Annotated in this window: 18 protein-coding genes and 1 pseudogene; 1 reads left to right on the top strand and 18 read right to left on the bottom strand. The window is 57.1% G+C overall.

Annotated features, from left to right (window positions below; translation table 11 throughout):
* The first annotated feature begins 198 nt into the window (after positions 1-198).
* Complete coding sequence (locus tag B7G53_RS23290; RefSeq protein WP_255250079.1) at positions 199-333, top strand: hypothetical protein; 135 nt, start codon at positions 199-201, stop codon at positions 331-333.
* Between the two features lie 227 nt (positions 334-560).
* Here B7G53_RS23290 and pilV read toward each other — a convergent pair.
* The 18 genes and pseudogenes from pilV to B7G53_RS18195 form a co-directional block, all read right to left on the bottom strand.
* Positions 561-1,238, bottom strand: a pseudogene (gene pilV, locus B7G53_RS23285) (shufflon system plasmid conjugative transfer pilus tip adhesin PilV); the annotation flags it as partial.
* Complete coding sequence (locus tag B7G53_RS18275) at positions 1,235-2,413, bottom strand: type IV pilus twitching motility protein PilT (RefSeq protein ID WP_096670358.1); 1,179 nt, start codon at positions 2,411-2,413, stop codon at positions 1,235-1,237. The pseudogene pilV and the gene B7G53_RS18275, both read right to left, overlap by 4 nt.
* A complete protein-coding gene (pilM, locus tag B7G53_RS18270) occupies positions 2,413-2,841 on the bottom strand; it encodes a type IV pilus biogenesis protein PilM (protein ID WP_255250078.1) in 429 nt (142 codons plus the stop codon). Before pilM ends, B7G53_RS18275 begins: the two co-directional genes overlap by 1 nt.
* A gap of 20 nt (positions 2,842-2,861) precedes the next feature.
* Positions 2,862-3,812: an ATPase, T2SS/T4P/T4SS family gene (locus tag B7G53_RS18265; protein ID WP_096670354.1), complete on the bottom strand. Its 951-nt coding sequence runs from the start codon at positions 3,810-3,812 to the stop codon at positions 2,862-2,864.
* Between the two features lie 15 nt (positions 3,813-3,827).
* The gene (locus tag B7G53_RS18260) at positions 3,828-4,361 is read right to left on the bottom strand and encodes a type 4 pilus major pilin (protein WP_096670353.1); all 534 of its coding nucleotides are present in this window, start codon (positions 4,359-4,361) and stop codon (positions 3,828-3,830) included.
* A gap of 31 nt (positions 4,362-4,392) precedes the next feature.
* On the bottom strand, positions 4,393-5,466 hold the full coding sequence (locus tag B7G53_RS18255) for a type II secretion system F family protein (RefSeq protein WP_096670350.1): 1,074 nt from the start codon (positions 5,464-5,466) through the stop codon (positions 4,393-4,395).
* Positions 5,463-6,950 carry a GspE/PulE family protein gene (locus B7G53_RS18250; RefSeq protein WP_096670348.1) on the bottom strand — a complete coding sequence of 496 codons (1,488 nt, stop codon included), beginning with the start codon at positions 6,948-6,950 and terminating at the stop codon, positions 5,463-5,465. Before B7G53_RS18250 ends, B7G53_RS18255 begins: the two co-directional genes overlap by 4 nt.
* A 33-nt stretch (positions 6,951-6,983) precedes the next feature.
* Positions 6,984-7,484 (bottom strand): hypothetical protein, encoded by a 501-nt coding sequence (locus B7G53_RS18245; protein ID WP_096670346.1) that lies wholly within the window; start codon positions 7,482-7,484, stop codon positions 6,984-6,986.
* Between the two features lie 130 nt (positions 7,485-7,614).
* A complete protein-coding gene (pilO2, locus tag B7G53_RS18240; RefSeq protein WP_096670344.1) occupies positions 7,615-8,913 on the bottom strand; it encodes a type 4b pilus protein PilO2 in 1,299 nt (432 codons plus the stop codon).
* Positions 8,914-8,936: 23 nt separating this feature from the next.
* Entirely contained in the window at positions 8,937-10,631 is a 1,695-nt protein-coding gene (gene pilN / locus B7G53_RS18235; protein ID WP_096670342.1) for a PilN family type IVB pilus formation outer membrane protein, read from the bottom strand.
* A complete protein-coding gene (locus B7G53_RS18230) occupies positions 10,628-11,050 on the bottom strand; it encodes a TcpQ domain-containing protein (RefSeq protein WP_096670340.1) in 423 nt (140 codons plus the stop codon). The genes pilN and B7G53_RS18230 overlap by 4 nt, the downstream gene beginning before the upstream one ends.
* Positions 11,047-12,369 carry a TcpQ domain-containing protein gene (locus B7G53_RS18225; protein ID WP_096670338.1) on the bottom strand — a complete coding sequence of 441 codons (1,323 nt, stop codon included), beginning with the start codon at positions 12,367-12,369 and terminating at the stop codon, positions 11,047-11,049. Before B7G53_RS18225 ends, B7G53_RS18230 begins: the two co-directional genes overlap by 4 nt.
* Positions 12,366-13,742 (bottom strand): TrbI/VirB10 family protein, encoded by a 1,377-nt coding sequence (locus tag B7G53_RS18220; RefSeq protein ID WP_096670336.1) that lies wholly within the window; start codon positions 13,740-13,742, stop codon positions 12,366-12,368. Before B7G53_RS18220 ends, B7G53_RS18225 begins: the two co-directional genes overlap by 4 nt.
* The gene (locus tag B7G53_RS18215; protein ID WP_096670334.1) at positions 13,742-14,605 is read right to left on the bottom strand and encodes a TrbG/VirB9 family P-type conjugative transfer protein; all 864 of its coding nucleotides are present in this window, start codon (positions 14,603-14,605) and stop codon (positions 13,742-13,744) included. The genes B7G53_RS18220 and B7G53_RS18215 overlap by 1 nt, the downstream gene beginning before the upstream one ends.
* A complete protein-coding gene (locus tag B7G53_RS18210) occupies positions 14,602-15,348 on the bottom strand; it encodes a type IV secretion system protein (RefSeq protein ID WP_096670332.1) in 747 nt (248 codons plus the stop codon). The genes B7G53_RS18215 and B7G53_RS18210 overlap by 4 nt, the downstream gene beginning before the upstream one ends.
* Positions 15,349-15,603: 255 nt before the next feature.
* Entirely contained in the window at positions 15,604-16,029 is a 426-nt protein-coding gene (locus B7G53_RS18205) for a hypothetical protein (protein ID WP_096697839.1), read from the bottom strand.
* Between the two features lie 81 nt (positions 16,030-16,110).
* The gene (locus B7G53_RS18200; protein WP_255250077.1) at positions 16,111-16,752 is read right to left on the bottom strand and encodes a lytic transglycosylase domain-containing protein; all 642 of its coding nucleotides are present in this window, start codon (positions 16,750-16,752) and stop codon (positions 16,111-16,113) included.
* Complete coding sequence (locus B7G53_RS18195) at positions 16,749-18,848, bottom strand: AAA family ATPase (protein WP_255250076.1); 2,100 nt, start codon at positions 18,846-18,848, stop codon at positions 16,749-16,751. The genes B7G53_RS18200 and B7G53_RS18195 overlap by 4 nt, the downstream gene beginning before the upstream one ends.
* Positions 18,849-18,859: the final 11 nt, after the last annotated feature.

Genomic DNA, 18,859 nt, shown 5'->3' with positions numbered 1-18,859 from the left:
TGACTTTGCCCAAATTGGTCAACACAAGTGATCTGCTTACCCTTCAGGGGCCCCAGAATTCCACGCACCCCAGTGTTTCCAGTGAGTATCTCGCTCGCCCACTTCCCAACTGAACGAACAAAAATGTCGTTCACGTAGGCCGATCCTGGAGCGGTCTTCGCCGCTGCGTTTGCACCGCCAGCTCCATCGAGCATAAACATGCTCCAATCGTTCGTGCTGACATTGATGCGTCCACTCGAATTCATGCCGGCATTGGTAGCAACTCCAGCCTGGTACGAGTTCCCCTGGTCGTCCACCGACAGTGCGGCCCAGGCTGCACCCGTGCAGGTGTAGGGCCTTGGACCAGATCCGACGCTTGGGTTACTAACAACTCGCGTGTGGCCAGCAGACAAGGCATTACAAGCTGGTAGCGCAGCGTAACTAGGAACTGGATCCTGCCAGTAGGTAGACTGGCTTTTCCAACGACCACCCTGGCATGAAAGGACCAGTCCGGACGTGTCTCTAGCAATAGCCCCGACCACGGTGCAAGCAGCATCCACCACCTGCACAGCATTCATGACCAGCGGGGTATTCATGTGATTGAGTTCCGGACGCCCAGGGACTGCGTCACGCGACAGAAACGCTGAAGAGGTATCGCCGTTCTCGAACCAAAGTGCCATAGCTGGCGTTCCAGGCGCCACACGAACATTGCCAATAGTCGAGTCGCATTTCCGACCGACGTTGTTGGCCAAATTGTCGAACGTGCTGGCGCTTATCTGCCAGCCCCCCACAGCGCCCCGAATCACTGATGGGTCGGAAGAGTAGACCCCTCCGCCGCTTCCTCCAATGACCGCAGCGATAGTTCCCAATGAAAGATCGTCAATCGGCAATCCACCCTCGCTAACGACCATTGCCTGAAGGCGATCAGGGACCGGCTGGAGGATCAACGCACACAGACTCTGGCCAAACCCATTAGTTGCCCCAAATCCGGCCGTCAGATTACCGGCAGCAACTAAGGTTGGCACATCCAGCATGGCCGGCGTTGTCGGGGTCGCAACTCCCCGAACGGCAGAATAGTTGGCCTTAATGTAAGCGTTTGCGGCCTCACCAAAGGTGCGTGTTTGGCTGGCTGCAAGCGCAGACCGGGTTTCATCGCTGAACTGGTCGGTCATCATTGCCAGTCCGGCCAACGTAGCCGCAAGAACTGCAAGCCCGGCCATGACCTCAACAAGCGTTATGCCAGATTGCCTCCTGCTCATCGCACACCCTGCAGGTCAAACATCTTTATGAGCTTTGCTTGGGCAGAGCCCTGGCTTGCGACTGTCTTGAGCGCATCTGCCTTTGCGATTTTCCCTTCCTTGACCAAGCTATGCAGAGACATCGCAAGTGACTGCGACATTCCGCCAACCCTTTCGTCGAGGGCCGCGTTGATTTTTATCGGGCTGTTCAAGAACTCCGAGAAGCTCTGCTTGTGATTGAAAAGTAACTCCGTGGCCACTACTCCCTCACCTTGAGTGGTACCGGGCACCATGCACTGATGAATTACCCCAACCAGCGACGAAGCGAGTGATGCATATTTCGCAGATTCTTCACCCGGAAAGAACGAGACGAGCTTCTGAATCGCACCACTGACGCTACTCGCGTGCAGCGTTGCGATCACAAGATGGCCGGATTCGCCAGCCAGGATGGCGTTCTCGGCCGTATCCCTGTCGCGAATCTCCCCGATGATGATCACGTCAGGACGCTGCCTCATTGCGCCTCGAACACCTTCGTTGTAAGTTGGAATGTCGTGGCCGACCTCTCGCTGGGAGAAAACGGACTTCTTCCGCTTAAACACAAATTCAATGGGATCTTCAATCGTCTCGATGTGATAGTTCCGTGTCTCATTCAGCTGATCGACCAGCGCGGCCATGGTGGTGGTCTTTCCTGCCCCAGTCGCGCCGGAAAGGAGCACCAGCCCTTGTGGGTTCTCGATCATCAGCTTTACCGAGTCCGGCAGCCCGGTATCTTTGAAGTGCATGGGGTCGACGGGGGTCCGACGAATCGCAAGCATCTTCTTCGCCCCTCTGAATGCGAGATACGCCGTAACCCGAAGCCGGAAATTCCCTACGACGTACGGCCGACTGAAACCTCCACGGTGAAGCAACTCAGCCCACTGCGCGTCCATTTGCCACAAAATGAACTCGATGTCTGCCTCCGAATAAGGCGCCCTGTCAAATTTCAACCATCCGTTTGCATTGCGAATCATCACGTCCTCGTCGGCCGTAACGAGCATGTCACTGAATGGCAAAGGACTTGAAACAACGTCGAGGATCTTCGGGAGCGTTTCTTCAGCCTGGCCTGCACGTGGCGCGTCATTCTTCAGCAGCGCAGCAGAAGTTGGCAGGCCGGCGTTGAATACGTCGTTTTCGGAGGGCGTGAAAGTCGAATCCATTATTTTCCCACTATCAAAATTGCACCGTCAGGGACCATTGCCGGGACTGGGATACCAGTTGCGAAGCCTTTAGCACTCACAACGAATCCGGAAGCGTTCCGCCCCACTGTGTACGATGAGAGAGTCTTTCGATACAACTCGTGTAGCAGTTCGGGTGTGTTTGAAGGACTCGATTCATAGACAAACAGCGTCCCGGATGAAACCGTGTTCGTCCAGCGCGGGTTTCGCTGATGCCCCCACAGCGGCGTGAGGGAAGCGTCAGGAAGCGTGCCGGTGGCCGTCGGATTCGCATTGAGATAGTTGATCAGCGATTCACGATATGCCAGTGCAGATGTCGCGCCCACATCTGCGGACGCAAGCGACATCCGTGCTTCCTGCGCAGGTACATAGAGAGCGCTAAGAAGTGCAACCATGGCAACAAAGAACATGCTGACCACTAATGGCATGGCTAAGCAGTCGCTTTTCGCACGCCAAAGAACATTCTGTTCTTCTGCAGCGCCACAGTATTCTTCAGTGCCTCAAAATTGCGTTGGCGGATCGTCGCGCGAATACTTGTCTCGTCTTCGCCAATACAAAATAGGCTTTCAACAACGAGCTGCTTGCGCCTGTCGGTCCGCTCAAGGCGCTGATGTAACACACCGGCCAATCCTGACGCAAGCATGCCCAGAACGTCATCCGCTGAGTTGTTGTCCCCGGTTGCAAGTGCGAACACACGTTGAAGCGCCATGGCACAGTTGTCAGCGTGGGCAGTGCAGATCACAAGCCGGCCATTGATGGATGCCCGCAACGCTTCAATTGCAGTTTCCGAATCGCGTATCTCCCCGAGAAAGATGATGGACGGTGCCCAGCGAACCGCCTGGCGACAGGCATGCCCGAACTCGCCCGGCTGAACCCAGGTCTGGTAGCAAACGCCCAGGCCATGTTGGCCATGAAGCGGCATTTCTGGAGGTTCCTCAACTGTCACAGCCACACCGCCGAACTTACTGATGCGCGAATAGACAGTTGAAGACGCTGTCGTGGTCTTGCCCTGACCGAATGTCCCGCAGAACAGAATAAGCCCCGTCATTCCCGGCCGCATGAGGCTCTCTACAATTGGAACAGGCAAGCCGAGTTCCTCAAGAGGCGTTATCGTCTCGCTCAGTCGGCGCAGGACATACACGCGCTCGCTGATGGTATTCATCAGAGATGCCCGATAGCTGATGCCGGCGTGTCGGATCGGCCAGCCTTCCCTGTCAGGGTTGGCAACGAAATACTTTTCGCAGTCAGTTCTCAGGGCAGCAAGTTCCGGCAAGTCAGCTTCAGGAGGTGGCTCAGGATCTGTCGTCCCAGGCATTCCCGACATCCAGGAACTTGTTTCACCCAGGTACAGGTCAGTAAATGGAATTGAAAGGAGTGCCATAGGTCCCTTTTTCGGTCAGGTGGACTGGAAGATGATCGTGTTGTCGTCAGATGTAGAACACTGAGCTGACGCCGTGTCTGGCGAAATGGGAAACGTCGTTACCGGCGTAGCGGCACCCACCTGCACAGAGTTCCAGCCCTTGGTGCCTGCAAGGACATTCAAGCAAACATCAGTAGGAATTTTGGTAACTGAGATGGTGAACGCCGACACCGCTCCAGTCACTGAAACGGTTCCGCTAAGACCGTGGGTAATTACAGGCGGGGTGCCAGCTGTAACCAGCATCGTCGTCGGCACCTTCTTCGCGTGAACCAGCACCTGGTTCAAATTGGCGCTTCCGTATCCGCCCTGCCCGTAGTAGACAGACTTGGTCGCAGAACGAAGCGCGCTCAAATCAGACATCATCTGAGTTGAAGCCTGCTGCGACGTTGCAGAGTTGTATAGGGACAAAGCAACGCTAACGACGACGGCAAGAATGGAGAGCGAGACGATAGTCTCAATCAACGTCATACCGCCCTGTTTTGCTGATTTGCGATTCCGAATGAATGTCATAAAAATTCCTCTGGTTGGTTAAAAATCGAAATCAAATCGCACTGCGCTGCATGATTTGTGCAAGTTGCAGCATCATTCCCATGAGTCCGGCCACTAGGAAGAGAATGAAGCCGCCAACAACGAGCATGGTCACGATGAACACCACGCCCATGAGGCCCTGTATCCGTTCAACGGACTCGGTGATCCACTCGTTCCCTATAAGCCGAAGGGCTTCCTCGAATCCTGATTTAGTGGAATACACACGTATGTCAGCGTTGATCTCTCTGTCTGGGAATTCATAACCTGTTCGCTCAAGAGAATCTCCGAGGTTGCGACCAGATCTGAGGCCGGCAAGGGCGCCGTCCATCCGCACCCTTGCCCATGCGGAGGCGCCGTCCCCCAGTTGTTGAATAGCCACCTCAAGGCGCACGCCCGCTTGCACTAGCGCGGCGAGAGCGATCAGCCAGGCCGAACCCTGCATGACGCGATAGATGCTGTAAGGTGCAAAACGGTCGAGAGCGACCCGCACGGGAGAATTCCAATTGGGCAGCGAGTAGAAGAATGCGACAACTCCGGCGCAAAAGGAAAAAATGAGCGCTGGGAGCCATGCCCTCACGAAAACTGACAGGTCGATCATTACCCGCGCGACACCAGTCCAGGAGTCGCCCCGCGCGACCTTGGTGAAGGCTGGAATAATCTTGAAGCCGAAGTAATACAACATCACAAATGCGAGGATCAGGATGAAGGCCGGATATGCGATGCCTCCTATTACCGCTCCTTGAATTTGGGCCTTTGCTTTCGCAACGGTCACCACGGACGTCAGCGTTTCAGCCAGTGTTCCCGACTGCTCGCCCGCCATGATCAGCATGTATTCCTCCGTGCTCACCCAAGTGCGCACAGCATCCGAGAGTTTTGCACCGTTCTCAAGGGAGCGAATCCATTCACCTATCGCAATTGATTCCGCCGCTTTCGGCCGTCGCAACCCCCTGATTTCCTCAAGGCCGGCGATCATCGGGATTCCGTCCTTCAGAAGCTTTGCGAGCTTCCGCCAAACACGCTGACGAACCTTAGTTCTGAGCTTGAAGCGGAGTCGGACGTAGCCTGCATCAAAGTCCTCGAAGTTCATGCTTGCTCCAACAAGGCAGGATCCAGCTCAAGCCCCGCGTCGAGGAGTCCGACCACCAACTCCGCTTGGAACGGATCAATCAGGCCCGCGACAATCTTCTCCTTCGCTACATCGAGCATTGTTTTGCCTCCGGTCTCCTTCCAGTAGGCGTAGGCGCGGTCGCGGTCGCCCCGACGGATGTGCATCATCAGCTTCTGGTCGGGCACGATGATTTCAGGCACCACTGTCCGTCCGATCACGCCTGTGTTTTCGCAATGCTTGCAGCCCGGTCCTGCCACGTGAACGTCCTCACACGAACCGAGTCCCATTACCCTCCGCTGCTGAGCGTCGGAGTAGCGGTCCCAAACGTCCTGGATCGAAACCCGGCAATGGGGACAGATGACTTTCACAAGCCTCTGGCAAATTAGGCCTTTAACGATCGAAGGATCAGCCATCAAATTGGGTGGAATCCCGAGGCCTATCAAACGGTCAAAGATGGCGAACACGTTGTTCGCATGAACAGTTGTCCAGACCTGGTGCCCGGTCATCGCGGCCTCAAAGGCAAGCTTGGCCGATGGGGGGTCACGCACCTCTCCGATCATGATGACGTCAGGGTCAAGACGCATCGTCGATTTAATCGCGTTCTGGAAAGCTTCTGACCTCTCGTCGGACGAGGATACATTGGCCACCGGCGTTTGAACGATCCCCGGCATTGGATACTCGGGTGGATCTTCAACCGTGATGATGTGCTTTGCCCCCCTGCTTTCCTGTTGAATTGACAGGAGCACGCGTTGCAGGGTCGTCGACTTCCCCGAGCCGGTGGGGCCAGCGATGATGTTGATCCCCTCCGGCCGCGATTTCATGAATGCGATCAGCTCGCGCTGGTTCTCTGGGTATCCAAGCGCCGCGAGGTCCGTGGCTACGGTTTCGTCCTGGTACAACAAGCGGAGCACCATAAGCATGCCATCGACTTGCGGAGTTGTCGCGATACGTATTCCGTCGAGGCCCGCCGGCAGATTGTCACGCTCGGATATCCGTCCATCCTGCCGCTTGAGGACTTCGAATGTCGCCGCAGAAATGCCCGCCATCGACGTGTATATCGAGGAGCAGAGCAGCTGACCCATGGCCCCTGGGTGCTGTTCTAGCAACTCAAGATCATTGTTGACTCGTATGAAGATCTTTGTCGTTCCCTTGTTTTGCACACGAATGTGAATGTCGGAGGCTTTCCGTTCGGTGGCCCGGCGAAACAAGCTGACCGCGATAGCCTGCATCTCGCTGAGTCCCAAGTCGCGATTTGACTCGTCGTCCTTCTTGTCGAGCTTTCGCTGAATGTCATCCATCGAAACGTCGACCACCTCGAACTTCGCTACCTTAGCTCGCAAGAGCCTCACGTAGCTACAAACCGAGGCATGAAAGGTGTGTTGCTTCGAGACGTACAGGACCGCCGCGCGCTCGTCGAAGAACACTAGCTTTTCAAGGTCGGTTCCACTTGCTGGTGCGTTCATGGTTGACTCTCAGTTGTTTTCAAGCGCAGCGATTTAGCGAATACCGGGGATGTTTCCGCCGGCGTTGAACGGCATCGGGATGGAGCCTCCCCCTGGCATCCCAATGCTCCCCTCGCGAGTTGCCAACGGCGAGTTGCCAAATGCGAGGCGTTGGGGATTTGCGCCCTTCAGATCGGTAAGAACGACCTCGTTAAGAGCAATGGTTTGCACTCGGCGATCACCGATCACGTCTCCCGCGCGCACACGTTGCTCCAGGCCGCCTGGAAAGGCCAGCAAGGCTTCAAGCTTGCCTTTCAGCCCAGCGACTGAAATCACCGATGGCGTTCCAGTTGCGGTACCCAGAGGACTGAAATTGCCACCTTTGTTGCCTGCAATCTCCTTCTGCTTCGCTGCGATCTTCGCTTGCATCTCGAGCTCACTCAGCTGCGCCGCGAGAAGCGTCATGTTCTCGTTGATGGTCTGAATCTGTGCCGCCTTCGCGGCGCTCAGTGGCGAGAAGGGTATAGCTGAAGCCGCCGGTTGGGCTCTGCTCACTGCTTGTTCCGGGGCGCCTGGCTGCGCTTGTGCCGGCGACGGAGCTTGAGGCTGCGGTTGGGGTTGCGGTTGGGGTTGTGCAAATGCGAGCGCTGATGCAAACATGAGCGCGGCAAATGAAACCCGAGTCTTAGGACCTGACATATTGAACTCCTGAAAATTGAAACTGCATCACGCCTGCTTTGTAGGTAAAGCTCAGTTTTTGAAATCTGAGCCCCGGATAAGCCAGCACGGCCGCGGCCTGCACTGGATCCATATTGGTGGTCACCGTTACAGGCATCGCAGCCCAGGACGGAAGCGTTACCATCGCGGCAGGCGGAACCGCTTGCCCGGGAAGCGCCTGCGGCTGGACCGCCTCTTTTGGCGGATCAATTCGAACGGACATTCCGTAGCGGCTTGCTAAGTCGTAGTAGCGCAGCCTCACACCCTCTTGCGCAGGCAGTCTTTCCGCGAAGTCGTTTGAAGACGCGGCGGGTGCAGGTACGGTGATGCTTGCCGCCATTCCGTCAGCCAGAAACCTGGCATCTGGTCGAACTGCCAGAAGGTGACTTATCCAAGCGCGCTCATCCGCTTTGACCCACCGGACGACCAAGCTTCCGCTTTCACAGTCGATCGAAGACAACTGCCAGTTACCGGCGCTAACGCCGGTCTCCCTAAGCGCCTTCGAGCACGCATATGCAAAATCGACCCCATAGGGCATCGCGGGCCATGGTTTGGGAGGCTCTTTTGGGGCCATCCTCTGCCCACGCGCAACTTCTTCTTCCTGGATTCGGAGAGCCTCTGCAGCGGCAGCCTTCTTCTTTGAATACTCTTTCCATGCGTACGTCCCGCCTGCGGCCAAGGCAAGGACAAGTGCTGCTGGGATCAGGGCTTTCTTCCAGGCGATGGAAACCTCGGCCAACGCCCATTTTTTCCTTTGTGCCCAAAGGGCCTGCGGGTTGAAAAAGTACTCGAATTCATGTTCTTTTGAATTCGGGATGCTCCATTCGCCCGGACAGACAATCGTGTCCCAACCACCAAAAGAGACGTGTTGACCAAGAAGGACTCGAATAGCGTCCCGTTCGCCTACCCGGTCACCCTCCGCGAGAATCACCCCGTCCCGGACCTGCACGTACAGGAACGCGTCACCGGTGTCCCCTGGTACCCTGACAGCCGCAAGCAAACTGCGCCCAGCGCCTTTCGCCACAAGGACGTCAGCAATCACGGCCGCCGCAGCGAGCTGTCCGGCCTTAGCGCCATCTGATCGATTGGCGAAGCCAACGTGCACACTTTGGGTGCCACGGATCACTTTGAAATCTGCTTGCGCGGCCAGCGCCAGTGCAGTCAGCTCCTTGACACGCGCGGACCCTGTTTTCATCAACGGGTGCCACTGGAGGCCCGAGACTAGCTCCAGCCGCTTCTTACCCGAGCCAACCTGAATAATTCTCATATCGAAGTTCTGCTTGATTCGAGTTACTGCGAAATAATCGGCTGGATCAGCACGACAAGCAATGTCCGCTTGGTCGCGCCCTCACGGGAGCCGCCCAGCGCCACGTTATCGGGCGTGCCTACTCCACCGGAAACCGCCGAGAGGTTATCCTGGTCGTAACCCGCAACGACGAGAGTTTCTCCAGTCTGGATGCGCACGCGTTGAATGAAGTTGCTCGTGGAGATATCCGGCGCCTGAATGGAGCTGTTCCCCGAGGTGATCGTTGACAGCTTGAGGAGAGACGAAAGATCCAGCGAATACTGGAGCAAGAGTTCCTTGCTGTCGATGATGTGCGGCACGAGGGTCATCGAAAAGCCGGTCTGGATGCTTCCTGGCGTCAGCGCTGTCGTGGCACCAACATTCGCTGTCTGCGTGGTCGAGCTCGAAGCAAGATAGGAGACGCGGCGGCCAACATTTACAGGAGCGGCCTGATTGTTCAGCGTGATTAGCGTCGCAGAGGTCAACTCGCGTACTCGGCCTTGCGTCGACAAAGCTGAGAACATTGCGCTTGACCCGGCCCACCGGCTTGTCGAAGACGCCGGTGCCGAGAGAATCATGTTCCCGGCCCCAGCGGCAAATGGGAACGCAGTTTTCATCGCGAGGGAATACGGGTTCGAAGCAGAGGCAAGATTCGAATACACCGCGTCCCAGTTGACGCCGTAGTTGTCCCCTTCATTGAGCTCCACTGACAGGACGCGCACTTTGACCGTAACCTGACGGTTCAGAGCCTGGTTCTGGCCATTGATGAACTCGCTGACCCGGGCGAGCACTGTCGGTGTGTCGGTGACGGTAATTGTTCCGGTAGCTGGCGATGCGATTACGCGGCCGCCGGTGCCGAGCATCTGTTTGATGCCAGTTTCCAGCGCTGACCACACCGAGAGTCCGGCGAATGCCACTCCGGTGGAATTTGCAGACGCGCCGCTTTGGGTTGCGCCTGTTCCGGTGCTTGCCCCCGCGGAGCCAGACGAGCCATTCGAGTTCGAAGAAGATTCCACCGTGCTGGACAGGCGGGTGTCCCCAGGGAGCGCAGCAATGCGAAACGTCTTCGAGTCCATCAAGAACAGTCGCAGGCTTGAAGAATCTGCCTTCCAGAAGATGCCGTAATAGGCTGTCACCTTGTTCATGAACCCGGTAAGGCTCCCGGAGTAGTTTGCAGAAAACGGTGAATTCACGCCGATCTGCCCATTGTTCGCGGGCGAAGACATACTGCCGGCACCACCGGATGGGTAAATCGCTGGAACAATACTTCCACCAGGCATCCCTGTTGGCATGCCGCCCGGACCTTGAGGAGCTCCCGGCATTCCAGGCATGCCAACCGTGGCAGATGCGACTGGAACATCTGGGGCGATTGAAACCGGGAAGCCCGTGAGCGACGAGATGACACTTGCGACCTCGTTCAAGTTCTGAAAACGCTGGTTGATCTCGATCATCGCGGCATCGGTTTGCTCGTTGGCGGCCCCTCTGTCTGCTCGCTCAATCTTTCGGAGGGCAACCCAGCTTTGCTCAGAGAACGTGATGTTCGAGAACTCCGGTGCCGGCGCTGGCCTTGTAATCAGCTGCAGTGCCTCAGCCTTGGAAGCCTCGACGGCAGGCTTAACTGCCGCAATTTGGGGGTTCAAGCTTGTTGCGCAGCCGGAGACAGCCATCGCCATTGCGAGGAAAAGGGGAGTGAGTTTCATTTTTGAGTCTCCGTAACGCGCACGATGTTGTTGCCGCGATAGAACGTCGCCTTCAGGTTCGCCCGATCGAGATTGGCGGAATCGATGACAATTCCGACCGCTTTGATGAAATCCGAGCTGATCAACACCTTGTTTACTGGGGTGAAGTCAGATGCCTCCCACACCAGTGACCACCCTGCAAGGGCGGCCATTTCATGCAGCTGTGTCGCAACTGACTTGGTCGGCAACAGGTACATGGTCGGATTTGCGTCGACCGGCAACGCCGCTGCGGACGCAAACGGAAGGTCCTGTGCGGATTTGGCCGGTGCAGCACCCTTCGGGACATAGGGGGCATCAACAGTTTTGACTGGCTGGGCCACCGCCACCAGTCCGACCGTCAATAAGATTGCCGCCAACGCGGCCTTGCCTTGATAACTCATTTGCTGACTCCCGTAAAACGGATTACTCGGTTGCTGTAGACGGTGGCCTGGATGTCGTAGCCCTTTCCCTGCAGGCCTGAAACGACTTTTTCCAGGGCCTCCTTCATGGATGCCGACTGCATGAGAGCGTCACCATTGATCGCCGCATCCGAATGCGCCGGTGCGTCCCACACGACCTGATAGTTCGTAGACGCGGCCCAGCGCCGAATCGTGCCGGCCACGGTGAGATCGGACGCCCTGAAGTTGAATCCGTCTGCAGGAACGTCGACCTGCACGGGGATCTGCTGCGCCTGCGGTGCCGCCGCGACCGGGCCAGGCGCCTGTTGCGAGGACCGCTGGAGGATGGCCTGGGCCTGGTCGCGTGTAATGGCACCTGACCTGAACAGTTCGTCCACATTGGCCTTGACATAGGCATGCTTGTTGTCAGCAGCGGCCTCCGCCTTGGGCGTAGGTTGGGCAATGAGAGTTGGGCGCATCGTCTCAATCCGTACATCCGACGGCCAGAGGCGATTCTTTGCCCCGCCCTGGACGCCTGTTTTCAGGACGATCCGATCGGCAGGTACGCCCGCCTTCAACATCGCATCGCGCAGCGCCTGGGCTCTCGCCATGTCAAGGCCTTCTTTGTAGGATTCATCATCGCGGCCAACAATGGTGATCCGTGTCGCAAGCTTTAGCGACTTAGCCAATTGGCTGATCTCTCGCAGCGCTGCGGGACCAACTTTGGGTGAACCGACCGTGAACCAGAGCTGGTGTTCTGAGACTTGACTCTCCCCGCCCTTCCAGGTCACCGCATCGCCCTTCAACGGGGTGGCGTAGCTGTTCGCTTCAAGTGCGTTTGAGCCGAGAAACGCCTGCGCCTTGCCAAGGGATGCGACGAGCTGGACACTTCGGTCTTTGGGATAGCCCCCACCCGTATATTCAGCTTTCATCCCGTTCGGCGCGACGGCGCTAATCTGCGGTACGTCTGCGCGCCCGGCACCCGCATAGACGACTGTCGCTTGTGAGCGTCCAAGCTGCAGGGTGAACCGCCCGCCAATCTCCGCGACCCGAATATATGGCCCTTCCTGTGTCGGCACGAGCAGCCCGATCTGGCCATCCTTGTTCTGGAAGATCGCGGGAACCGCCTCGCCAGCGCGAAACTGGAAGTAGGTAGTTTTGCCATCGTCAAAAACCTGAACCGGAGTTGCCCTCATGGCCCCACTGGTCAGGTAGCTAAAGTCAAACTGCCCCACCCGCTCCGGAGCCGAGCCGATTGCCTGCGGCACTACGGCCAGGAGCGCGGATACCGCCGCGTTGAGCACAAAGAACTGATACCTCATTGCGTCCTACTCCTCATATACGGGCCACTGAATTCCATGTCCTGCTTCACTTCAATGTTGATTCGGGTCCCCTGATCCACTGTGATGGTCGGAGGGATGTTCTTTTGGCGCTCGAGGACTGTCTTGGCCACGTCCACCAGTACCTCCCCTGCAGGAGACTGAGGGGCCTGTCCGCCGTAGATGTTTACGTTGGAGGGCTGCGCTACTTTGTCTGCCGTCCAAGCGATGAATAGGCTGCTTGCGAACATTTGGAAGAAGTGGTTGTCAACGTCACCGGTGATCCCGGATGCGCCGGCGAGGTCTGAGCCCTGAGCTGCGGGAAGGTCAAATCCTTCGCCGTTCGGCATGATCAGTCGCTGAAATGCAAAGAGGACTCGCTCCTGCCCCATCTTGATTCCAGAGCTGTACCGCCCTACAACACCAGTTCCCTTCGGAATTAGCAGGTGCCCGTTTCCGAGGCTGTCATAGATGTCGACAGTGGTGTAGGCAGTGATCTCCCCGGGCAGATCGGAGTTGAGCTTCCGACCAAGCACCGCAGGGATAACCTTGCCCTGATGGAGAGTGAAACGTGAGGCCGTACGGTAGCTCTTGATCGCCTTGTTGGTCTTCTTCTCTTCATCGGCATACTCACTCAGCCACGCCTTATCGGAGGTCCCTGCCCCGGCTGTAGGCGAGCGGGTTTGGGCAGCCTTGAGCGCGGCAAGCTGGCCGGAGCTCATAGTCATCGCGGAACTCGGCGCACGAACCTGCGAGAGAGCCTCAAGGCCAGGCAATGCAATAGAAGTTGGCGCGCGGGGTTTCTCCTGCGGAGCGGGTGCACCTGTGGACGCGGTACTGAACAACCCATAACCTGAGGCACCGCCGCCAGCACTTTGCCCCTCGTTGTCAAAAACCATTGACTTTGAAGACCGCGAGCCGACCTCGGTCTCTACATCACGGTCCACAGCCGCGCTGCCGGCAACAGACGCACCCACACGGGGTTTTACGCCAGTCGCTGCAAATGCTCCTTCGGCGAGCGCTGCATCCGGGTTGTCTCTTCGCAAGTTTGGAGGAACAGGGCTGTTCGTTGGGTTTACCGGCACAGCGGTCCCGGCCGGCCCGTTCCTGCGGGCCTCTATCTCGGTGGCCTGCCGGGCCTTCCGTTCTTCCTCGTCGATTGCAGCCCGGCTACCGGAGTCAGAAGGTTGCGAGTCCGCTTTCTTCTCAGCCGTAGGCTGTTGCGATTGTTGTTTGGTCCCGCCACTGAGAAACAGCGCGCTCACGAAAGTGCCAATCAGCAGAAAAAGGACAATCGCGCCGAGGGTTCCCTTTCGGATGGGGATCCCAGGTTTTGGATCATTGGGATCAATGATCGACTTTGTGCTGCTTGACATCAGCCGCCCTCGCTCGAGCCGATGGAGGTGCCAAAGAATCCGGTCCTGGGCTTATATCTGGTAACACGGACTTCGGCTTTGCCCAACTTCAGGACAGCCACGTCGAGCAAACGCTGGGCAACCATGTAGTCGCCCTTGATGTGATAGTTCACAAGCGCATAGTCTTGCCCCTCGATTACCGCAAAGAGTGCAGGAAGCTCTTGCAGGTCAGCTGGCATCTTGAAATAGGTGAATCGCCCATCATCGAAAACCATCACAGGCCTGAACGCCGCACTTCCACTGGTCGAATAGCTGAAGCTGAGATTCTCGGGCTTGAGCCCGTCGAGTTTGATGGGATCAATGCCGGCGCTGATGCCGAGGGACGCTTCGCCGATGGATGAGGGCTGTGACGCTTGCCTCGCACCCTTCCCAGATGGCAATGGGGTCGCCTCGAGCTGAGCATCCGACTCCAACAGCATGGTGCCAGAGTAGAGCCACGACACACGCTGGTACCACTTCTTCCCATCGCCCGTGGACTTCAGAACGAATTGATACGTGCGTTTGTCGGTAATCACCGACATCGACGTCTCAAGATCTTCGTATTTCGGCTTGATGAACAGGTTCTTGCGATTCTTTGTCGGGGTCAGCTCCCATTGCGCCGTGTCGCCGGCTGCAACAGATTGGAGGGTCTCGTCGGGCGCAAACTGAATGTGCGTCACAGCCTTTGGCTTGGTCAGAACAAGGAATGTGTTGTCCTCGTCATATCCAAACTGGACAAGTCGCGAGTCTCCCGTGAGCGGCGTTGCAATAAGCTCAGCATGCGCCGAGGCGACTCCGAGGCACAAGATAGCTGTGGCCAACGCCACGAGTTGCCTGAATTTCATCGCGCAGCCCTTTCTTCGGCTTCATTGAAGAAAACCACATACATGCCGAGTGGATTGGCCAGTAAATCGGTTTGGTTCTTGGGGGGATCAAGCTGGTAATGCATCGTGAGGCGGAGACGCTTTTCTTTTGGCTCCGAGTCACGTCCGACCCGCTCAGTAGTGGTCAGGAATGCAAAGGCGATTCCCGTCTGGGAGGCATCAACAGAGGAGACCTTTACTTCGCGAATCAGCCCAGGCTCCCGCTGCAGGCGCTCAAAGACGCGCTCGCGTACCCGAAATTCAGTGAACTGGCCAATGGCCTTCTCGCGCGAGCGAACGTTCGCATATTTGAATAGCTCATTGGTTCGTAGTGGGTCCAGTGTGTAGACCGCCTCGATCCAGCGGGAGAGCTCAGCCTGCACAACAGCTATGTTCGGAGTTACCTTCTGCACCTCAATGGGCTTGTTCACCACCCCAGTTCGTGCGTCTACCTCAACCAGCCACGGCCTCACCTCCTTCAAGGGAAGCAGCACGGTCACTGCACCGACCGCCGTCACGGCGAGCAATAATGCGACGAGAGAGAGAATGAACATTCGGTTCGAGGACACCATGCTGCTGCCGTAGATCTCGGCGAACTTGTTCGCGCCGTCCTCAAATGCTGCCACTGGAGTGTTCGGGTGCGACTGGAGCGTTTTCGGTGTGCCGATGGCTATCACGTCGCGGTCCGGGGACGGCTTTCTCTGTAGCGCGGAAAAAATGCCCATTGAATTTGCCCTAAAGTACTGAGCAATGCTAAGGACTCAGGGACATTTCCTTTCCCGCTCAACGCTGCAGAAACGGTGCATTGAGCCAAAATCTCAAGTAGATTTGCCGGCCAGTCGCGCAGGGTAGTAGTTTCTACTTCCAGGGGTGACGCCACGACCGTGCCGGTCTACCGCTCGGGCGATTCGCTGATCCGCGGAGTGCAAAAAAAAGCCTGCAGCGAAGCAGGCAATTGATGGAGAGAGGGAGAGAGTGACCTAAAAAACTATTCGCCAGGCACCCTTAACTGTGGCCCAGGTTAGGAGAATCAATCCAAATGCACCCAGACAGATCAGCACTGGGTGCTCATAAGCATATTTAGTCACTGACACTTCTATTGCAAATAAGGGGTCCGAGTTCGTGAGATTCGACATCGCGACATGGATGGCCTCCCGCTCACCGAGGGACGTTTCACGTCCAAGCGCGTCCTCCATCAGCGCGTACCGCTGGCGTTTGGGCAAGTCCCCAATAGCCTCAAGCCAATTTGCCAAGGTATCCGCACCAGGCTCTTCGACTATGACCTCCTCTGCCGGCATGGCCCGGCCAGCAAAGGCGACGGCAGGATCAATTGCCGACCACGCGCTCATCAACGCGATTCTTTGCTCGTTCGGGAGCACCATGATCTGCTGCAGCTGATCGAGCATCGCTGCAGATCCATGGGTTGGGTTCGTTGGGTTATTGAGCATTGGCACTTTCAAGCATGTTGATCCGTTCAAGTGGGTAGGTTATTCGCCGTCGAGAGCCAAAACCGATGTCCCGGCCGTAGAAGTCCGCTGCTTGCCCGAGCTGGCAACTTGGGTTGACCCACAGGAGTCAAGGGATCCTGGCGACTCCTTATTTCCTTGAACCACTCCCCACGTTCGAAGCACATTCCAGACGAGTCCCGTATACCGTTTGTTGAAGCATGGCGTTGCAGAGTGGTACGCCCCGATCGCGAACCAGGTGTTCCCATACGCCGTTATCTGCTTTTTTAAATGCCATGCCGCGACGTAACTTGCAATGCACCCGTCGAGCAGGTCATCGGGGGCGATTCCGTGTGACTTCAGCTCCTTAAAGTGCATCGAATTGATCTGCGCCATCCCAACGTCAGTTGTCCCGTTTCGATTCTTGTTCATCGCTTTAGGGTTGAAGTTGGATTCCACCTTGAGAATCGCACGCACGATCCACGAGTTCACTCCGTGAAAATCACCGGCCTGTGAAACGCAATCATTGGGTTGAGCTGGTTGACTGATCGGAAACGTTGCCGCCCTTGCCAGCTGAGCACCGGTTGAGGCGTTGCTCGCAAGATCCATTGCTGACGCGTGCGGCGCCCAGAATATGACCTGCATCACTGCAGCGCACGTAGTGAATAACTTTCCCAATTTCATCCTCGATCGCCTAAAACAGTTGTAATTGCAACGTCCACGTCGCTCCGACTAATAACGATCTGGTCCCCGTCAGTTTGGCTTATCGCCCTGTTGACAGCGTGTTGGCAGATTGCCTCTGCATTTGCAATGCTCTGATCGCCCATCAGCTGAACCAGCTCTTCAACGCTGAAATCCGGAGCCATATCTACCTTGCGATGGGCCAGCCAATGCGTAAGGTGTGCCACGAGCTGCGCACCGCTTGGCCTGACAAATTCAACCTTCTCGGTGAAACGTCCGCCACGCAAGAGGGCAGGGTCAATTTGATCGGGGTTGTTCGTTGCCGCAACCCAGAGCACGTCCCGTACCCGGTCGTTCACGCCCTCCATGAGGGTTAGCAGCTTGTTCGTTGCTTCCGTGTTCTGTGAGTATTCCCGCGACCGCAGAAGCTCATCGGCTTCGTCTATAAAGATGAGTGTCGGCCGCAGTTCCTTCGCCTTTGTATAGAGCTTCTCCAGCGCCTTCGGGTCGCGGGCCAAGTCGGCGCCAGTAGCAATCAAGAAGGTCCAGCCAACTTCCTTCGCAAGCGCCTTGCACGCGGCCGTCTTGCCGGTGCCCGGGGGGCCAAAGAAGAGCACTCCAGTCGGAAGGGACCCGCCCAGCCGCTCCACACGAACAGGATCCGCCAGGCGACTGGCGATCATCGCCAGCGCGTTCCTGGTGAAGTCTGGGAACACCATCTCGCTCAGGCTTTTCACATTCTCAGGTTTCGCACCACGCTGCCCCTGAATGCGGCGCAGGGCACTCATGAAGTCATCAAAGGTCAACTGCTCCGTGCGCCCACCGCCACCGACCTTGTCCGCGAGGTAAGAAGGCATTTCCTCCGTAACGGCGAGGATGCGTTTCACAGAAAAGCCGTTCCAGCGAAGCGCCACGCTCCGCAGCACGTCCGGTGATACTTGAGCCGTTGGAGTATGGGCCTTGATTCCGCTCTGGAGCAGCCCCACCCGGGCGTCCTGATCCGGCGGTGAAACCTCAATTTTGAAGTCGAATCGCCCTTCTCGAATAGCGGCGCCGTCAAGCCGGTCCATGTAGTTCGTAGCGGCCACGATCACTACCCGGTGCCTGCGCACGTCAACCAGCAGCGTCAGAAGCGAGTTGACGACATCACTATCCTCCTTATTCTGGCCGGCCGAGTCCCCCCGGGTGGGGAGGAAGCTGTCGATTTCGTCGATGAACAACATGCATGGCTGATTGCGAATCGCCTGGTCGAATGCCGCCTTGATCCGCACTGTGCGTTCCCCGACCCACTGGCTCGCAACATCAGAATGGGTGAGGGTGAGGAATGGCAGCTTCAGTTCCCCGGCCAAGGCCTCTGCGAGCACAGTCTTCCCATTGCCCGGATCGCCTCCGAGCAGGATTCCGTTACGCGGCTTCACCCCTTCGGCCCGCGGGGCAGTGATCGCGTGCCCAGCTGCTAGGAGGCGCTTTTTGAGGTCTGTGTTCCCGTGGATATCCTTGAACGTGAGTTTCGGCACGATCACGCGCGCGACTTCTGGCACTGCGACCTCGCCAGCGTCGTTTTGGGCACGAACCCTAAGTTGAGAAGGCTTGGCCTTGAATCCATAGAGAAACTCGCTCTTAACGAGCCACCACGAGGCAATACCAAGGGCAACGACCGAAGCGAACGGCCAGTAGCGTTCATGCGGGCCATGGTCGGCCAGGGCGAGCCAGATGGCAAACGTTGCCCCATAGAACTTGACCACCCAGGCGCTTGCTGCCGAAAGCCCGACGGAGGCGGTCATTGGAATAGCAACCCCGGCTTCTCCACCGGACCCCAATAAGGCTGTGACGAAGCGGAGTAGATGGAAAGCCAGGAGAAATGCCACTGGGCCGGAGAGGAACAAAAGTCCTCGCGTAGGAAGAACTTGGCCTTTATCACCCAGGCTCCAATCAAACGTCGTCATCGTGCCTTGGAAGGCATTAACGACCCAGGTTAGCCAAATCCCAACAAGTGGAAATACGACAAGCACCACCATCAAGGCGAAGGTAGCGAACATGCCAACTCGACCAGCCGACTCCTGAAGTGCGCCCATCAAGGAAAATTTGGTGTTTCTCATGTTATTCCGTT

The organism is Polaromonas sp. AET17H-212 (genome assembly GCF_002379085.1).
GTDB lineage: Bacteria > Pseudomonadota > Gammaproteobacteria > Burkholderiales > Burkholderiaceae_C > Polaromonas.
Note: the sequence above shows the minus strand (reverse complement) of the source record. Positions and strands in the feature narration are given on the sequence as shown.

Bases quoted from the DNA above. Each gene is read 5' to 3' on its own strand.
- B7G53_RS23290 (WP_255250079.1), top strand. From the start codon at position 199: ATGCTCCAATCGTTCGTGCTGACATTGATGCGTCCACTCGAATTCATG.
- B7G53_RS18275 (WP_096670358.1), bottom strand. From the start codon at position 2,413: ATGGATTCGACTTTCACGCCCTCCGAAAACGACGTATTCAACGCCGGC.
- pilM (WP_255250078.1), bottom strand. From the start codon at position 2,841: ATGTTCTTTGTTGCCATGGTTGCACTTCTTAGCGCTCTCTATGTACCT.
- B7G53_RS18265 (WP_096670354.1), bottom strand. From the start codon at position 3,812: ATGGCACTCCTTTCAATTCCATTTACTGACCTGTACCTGGGTGAAACA.
- B7G53_RS18260 (WP_096670353.1), bottom strand. From the start codon at position 4,361: ATGACATTCATTCGGAATCGCAAATCAGCAAAACAGGGCGGTATGACG.
- B7G53_RS18255 (WP_096670350.1), bottom strand. From the start codon at position 5,466: ATGAACTTCGAGGACTTTGATGCAGGCTACGTCCGACTCCGCTTCAAG.
- B7G53_RS18250 (WP_096670348.1), bottom strand. From the start codon at position 6,950: ATGAACGCACCAGCAAGTGGAACCGACCTTGAAAAGCTAGTGTTCTTC.
- pilO2 (WP_096670344.1), bottom strand. From the start codon at position 8,913: ATGAGAATTATTCAGGTTGGCTCGGGTAAGAAGCGGCTGGAGCTAGTC.
- pilN (WP_096670342.1), bottom strand. From the start codon at position 10,631: ATGAAACTCACTCCCCTTTTCCTCGCAATGGCGATGGCTGTCTCCGGC.
- B7G53_RS18230 (WP_096670340.1), bottom strand. From the start codon at position 11,050: ATGAGTTATCAAGGCAAGGCCGCGTTGGCGGCAATCTTATTGACGGTC.
- B7G53_RS18225 (WP_096670338.1), bottom strand. From the start codon at position 12,369: ATGAGGTATCAGTTCTTTGTGCTCAACGCGGCGGTATCCGCGCTCCTG.
- B7G53_RS18220 (WP_096670336.1), bottom strand. From the start codon at position 13,742: ATGTCAAGCAGCACAAAGTCGATCATTGATCCCAATGATCCAAAACCT.
- B7G53_RS18215 (WP_096670334.1), bottom strand. From the start codon at position 14,605: ATGAAATTCAGGCAACTCGTGGCGTTGGCCACAGCTATCTTGTGCCTC.
- B7G53_RS18210 (WP_096670332.1), bottom strand. From the start codon at position 15,348: ATGGGCATTTTTTCCGCGCTACAGAGAAAGCCGTCCCCGGACCGCGAC.
- B7G53_RS18205 (WP_096697839.1), bottom strand. From the start codon at position 16,029: ATGCTCGATCAGCTGCAGCAGATCATGGTGCTCCCGAACGAGCAAAGA.
- B7G53_RS18200 (WP_255250077.1), bottom strand. From the start codon at position 16,752: ATGAAATTGGGAAAGTTATTCACTACGTGCGCTGCAGTGATGCAGGTC.
- B7G53_RS18195 (WP_255250076.1), bottom strand. From the start codon at position 18,848: ATGAGAAACACCAAATTTTCCTTGATGGGCGCACTTCAGGAGTCGGCT.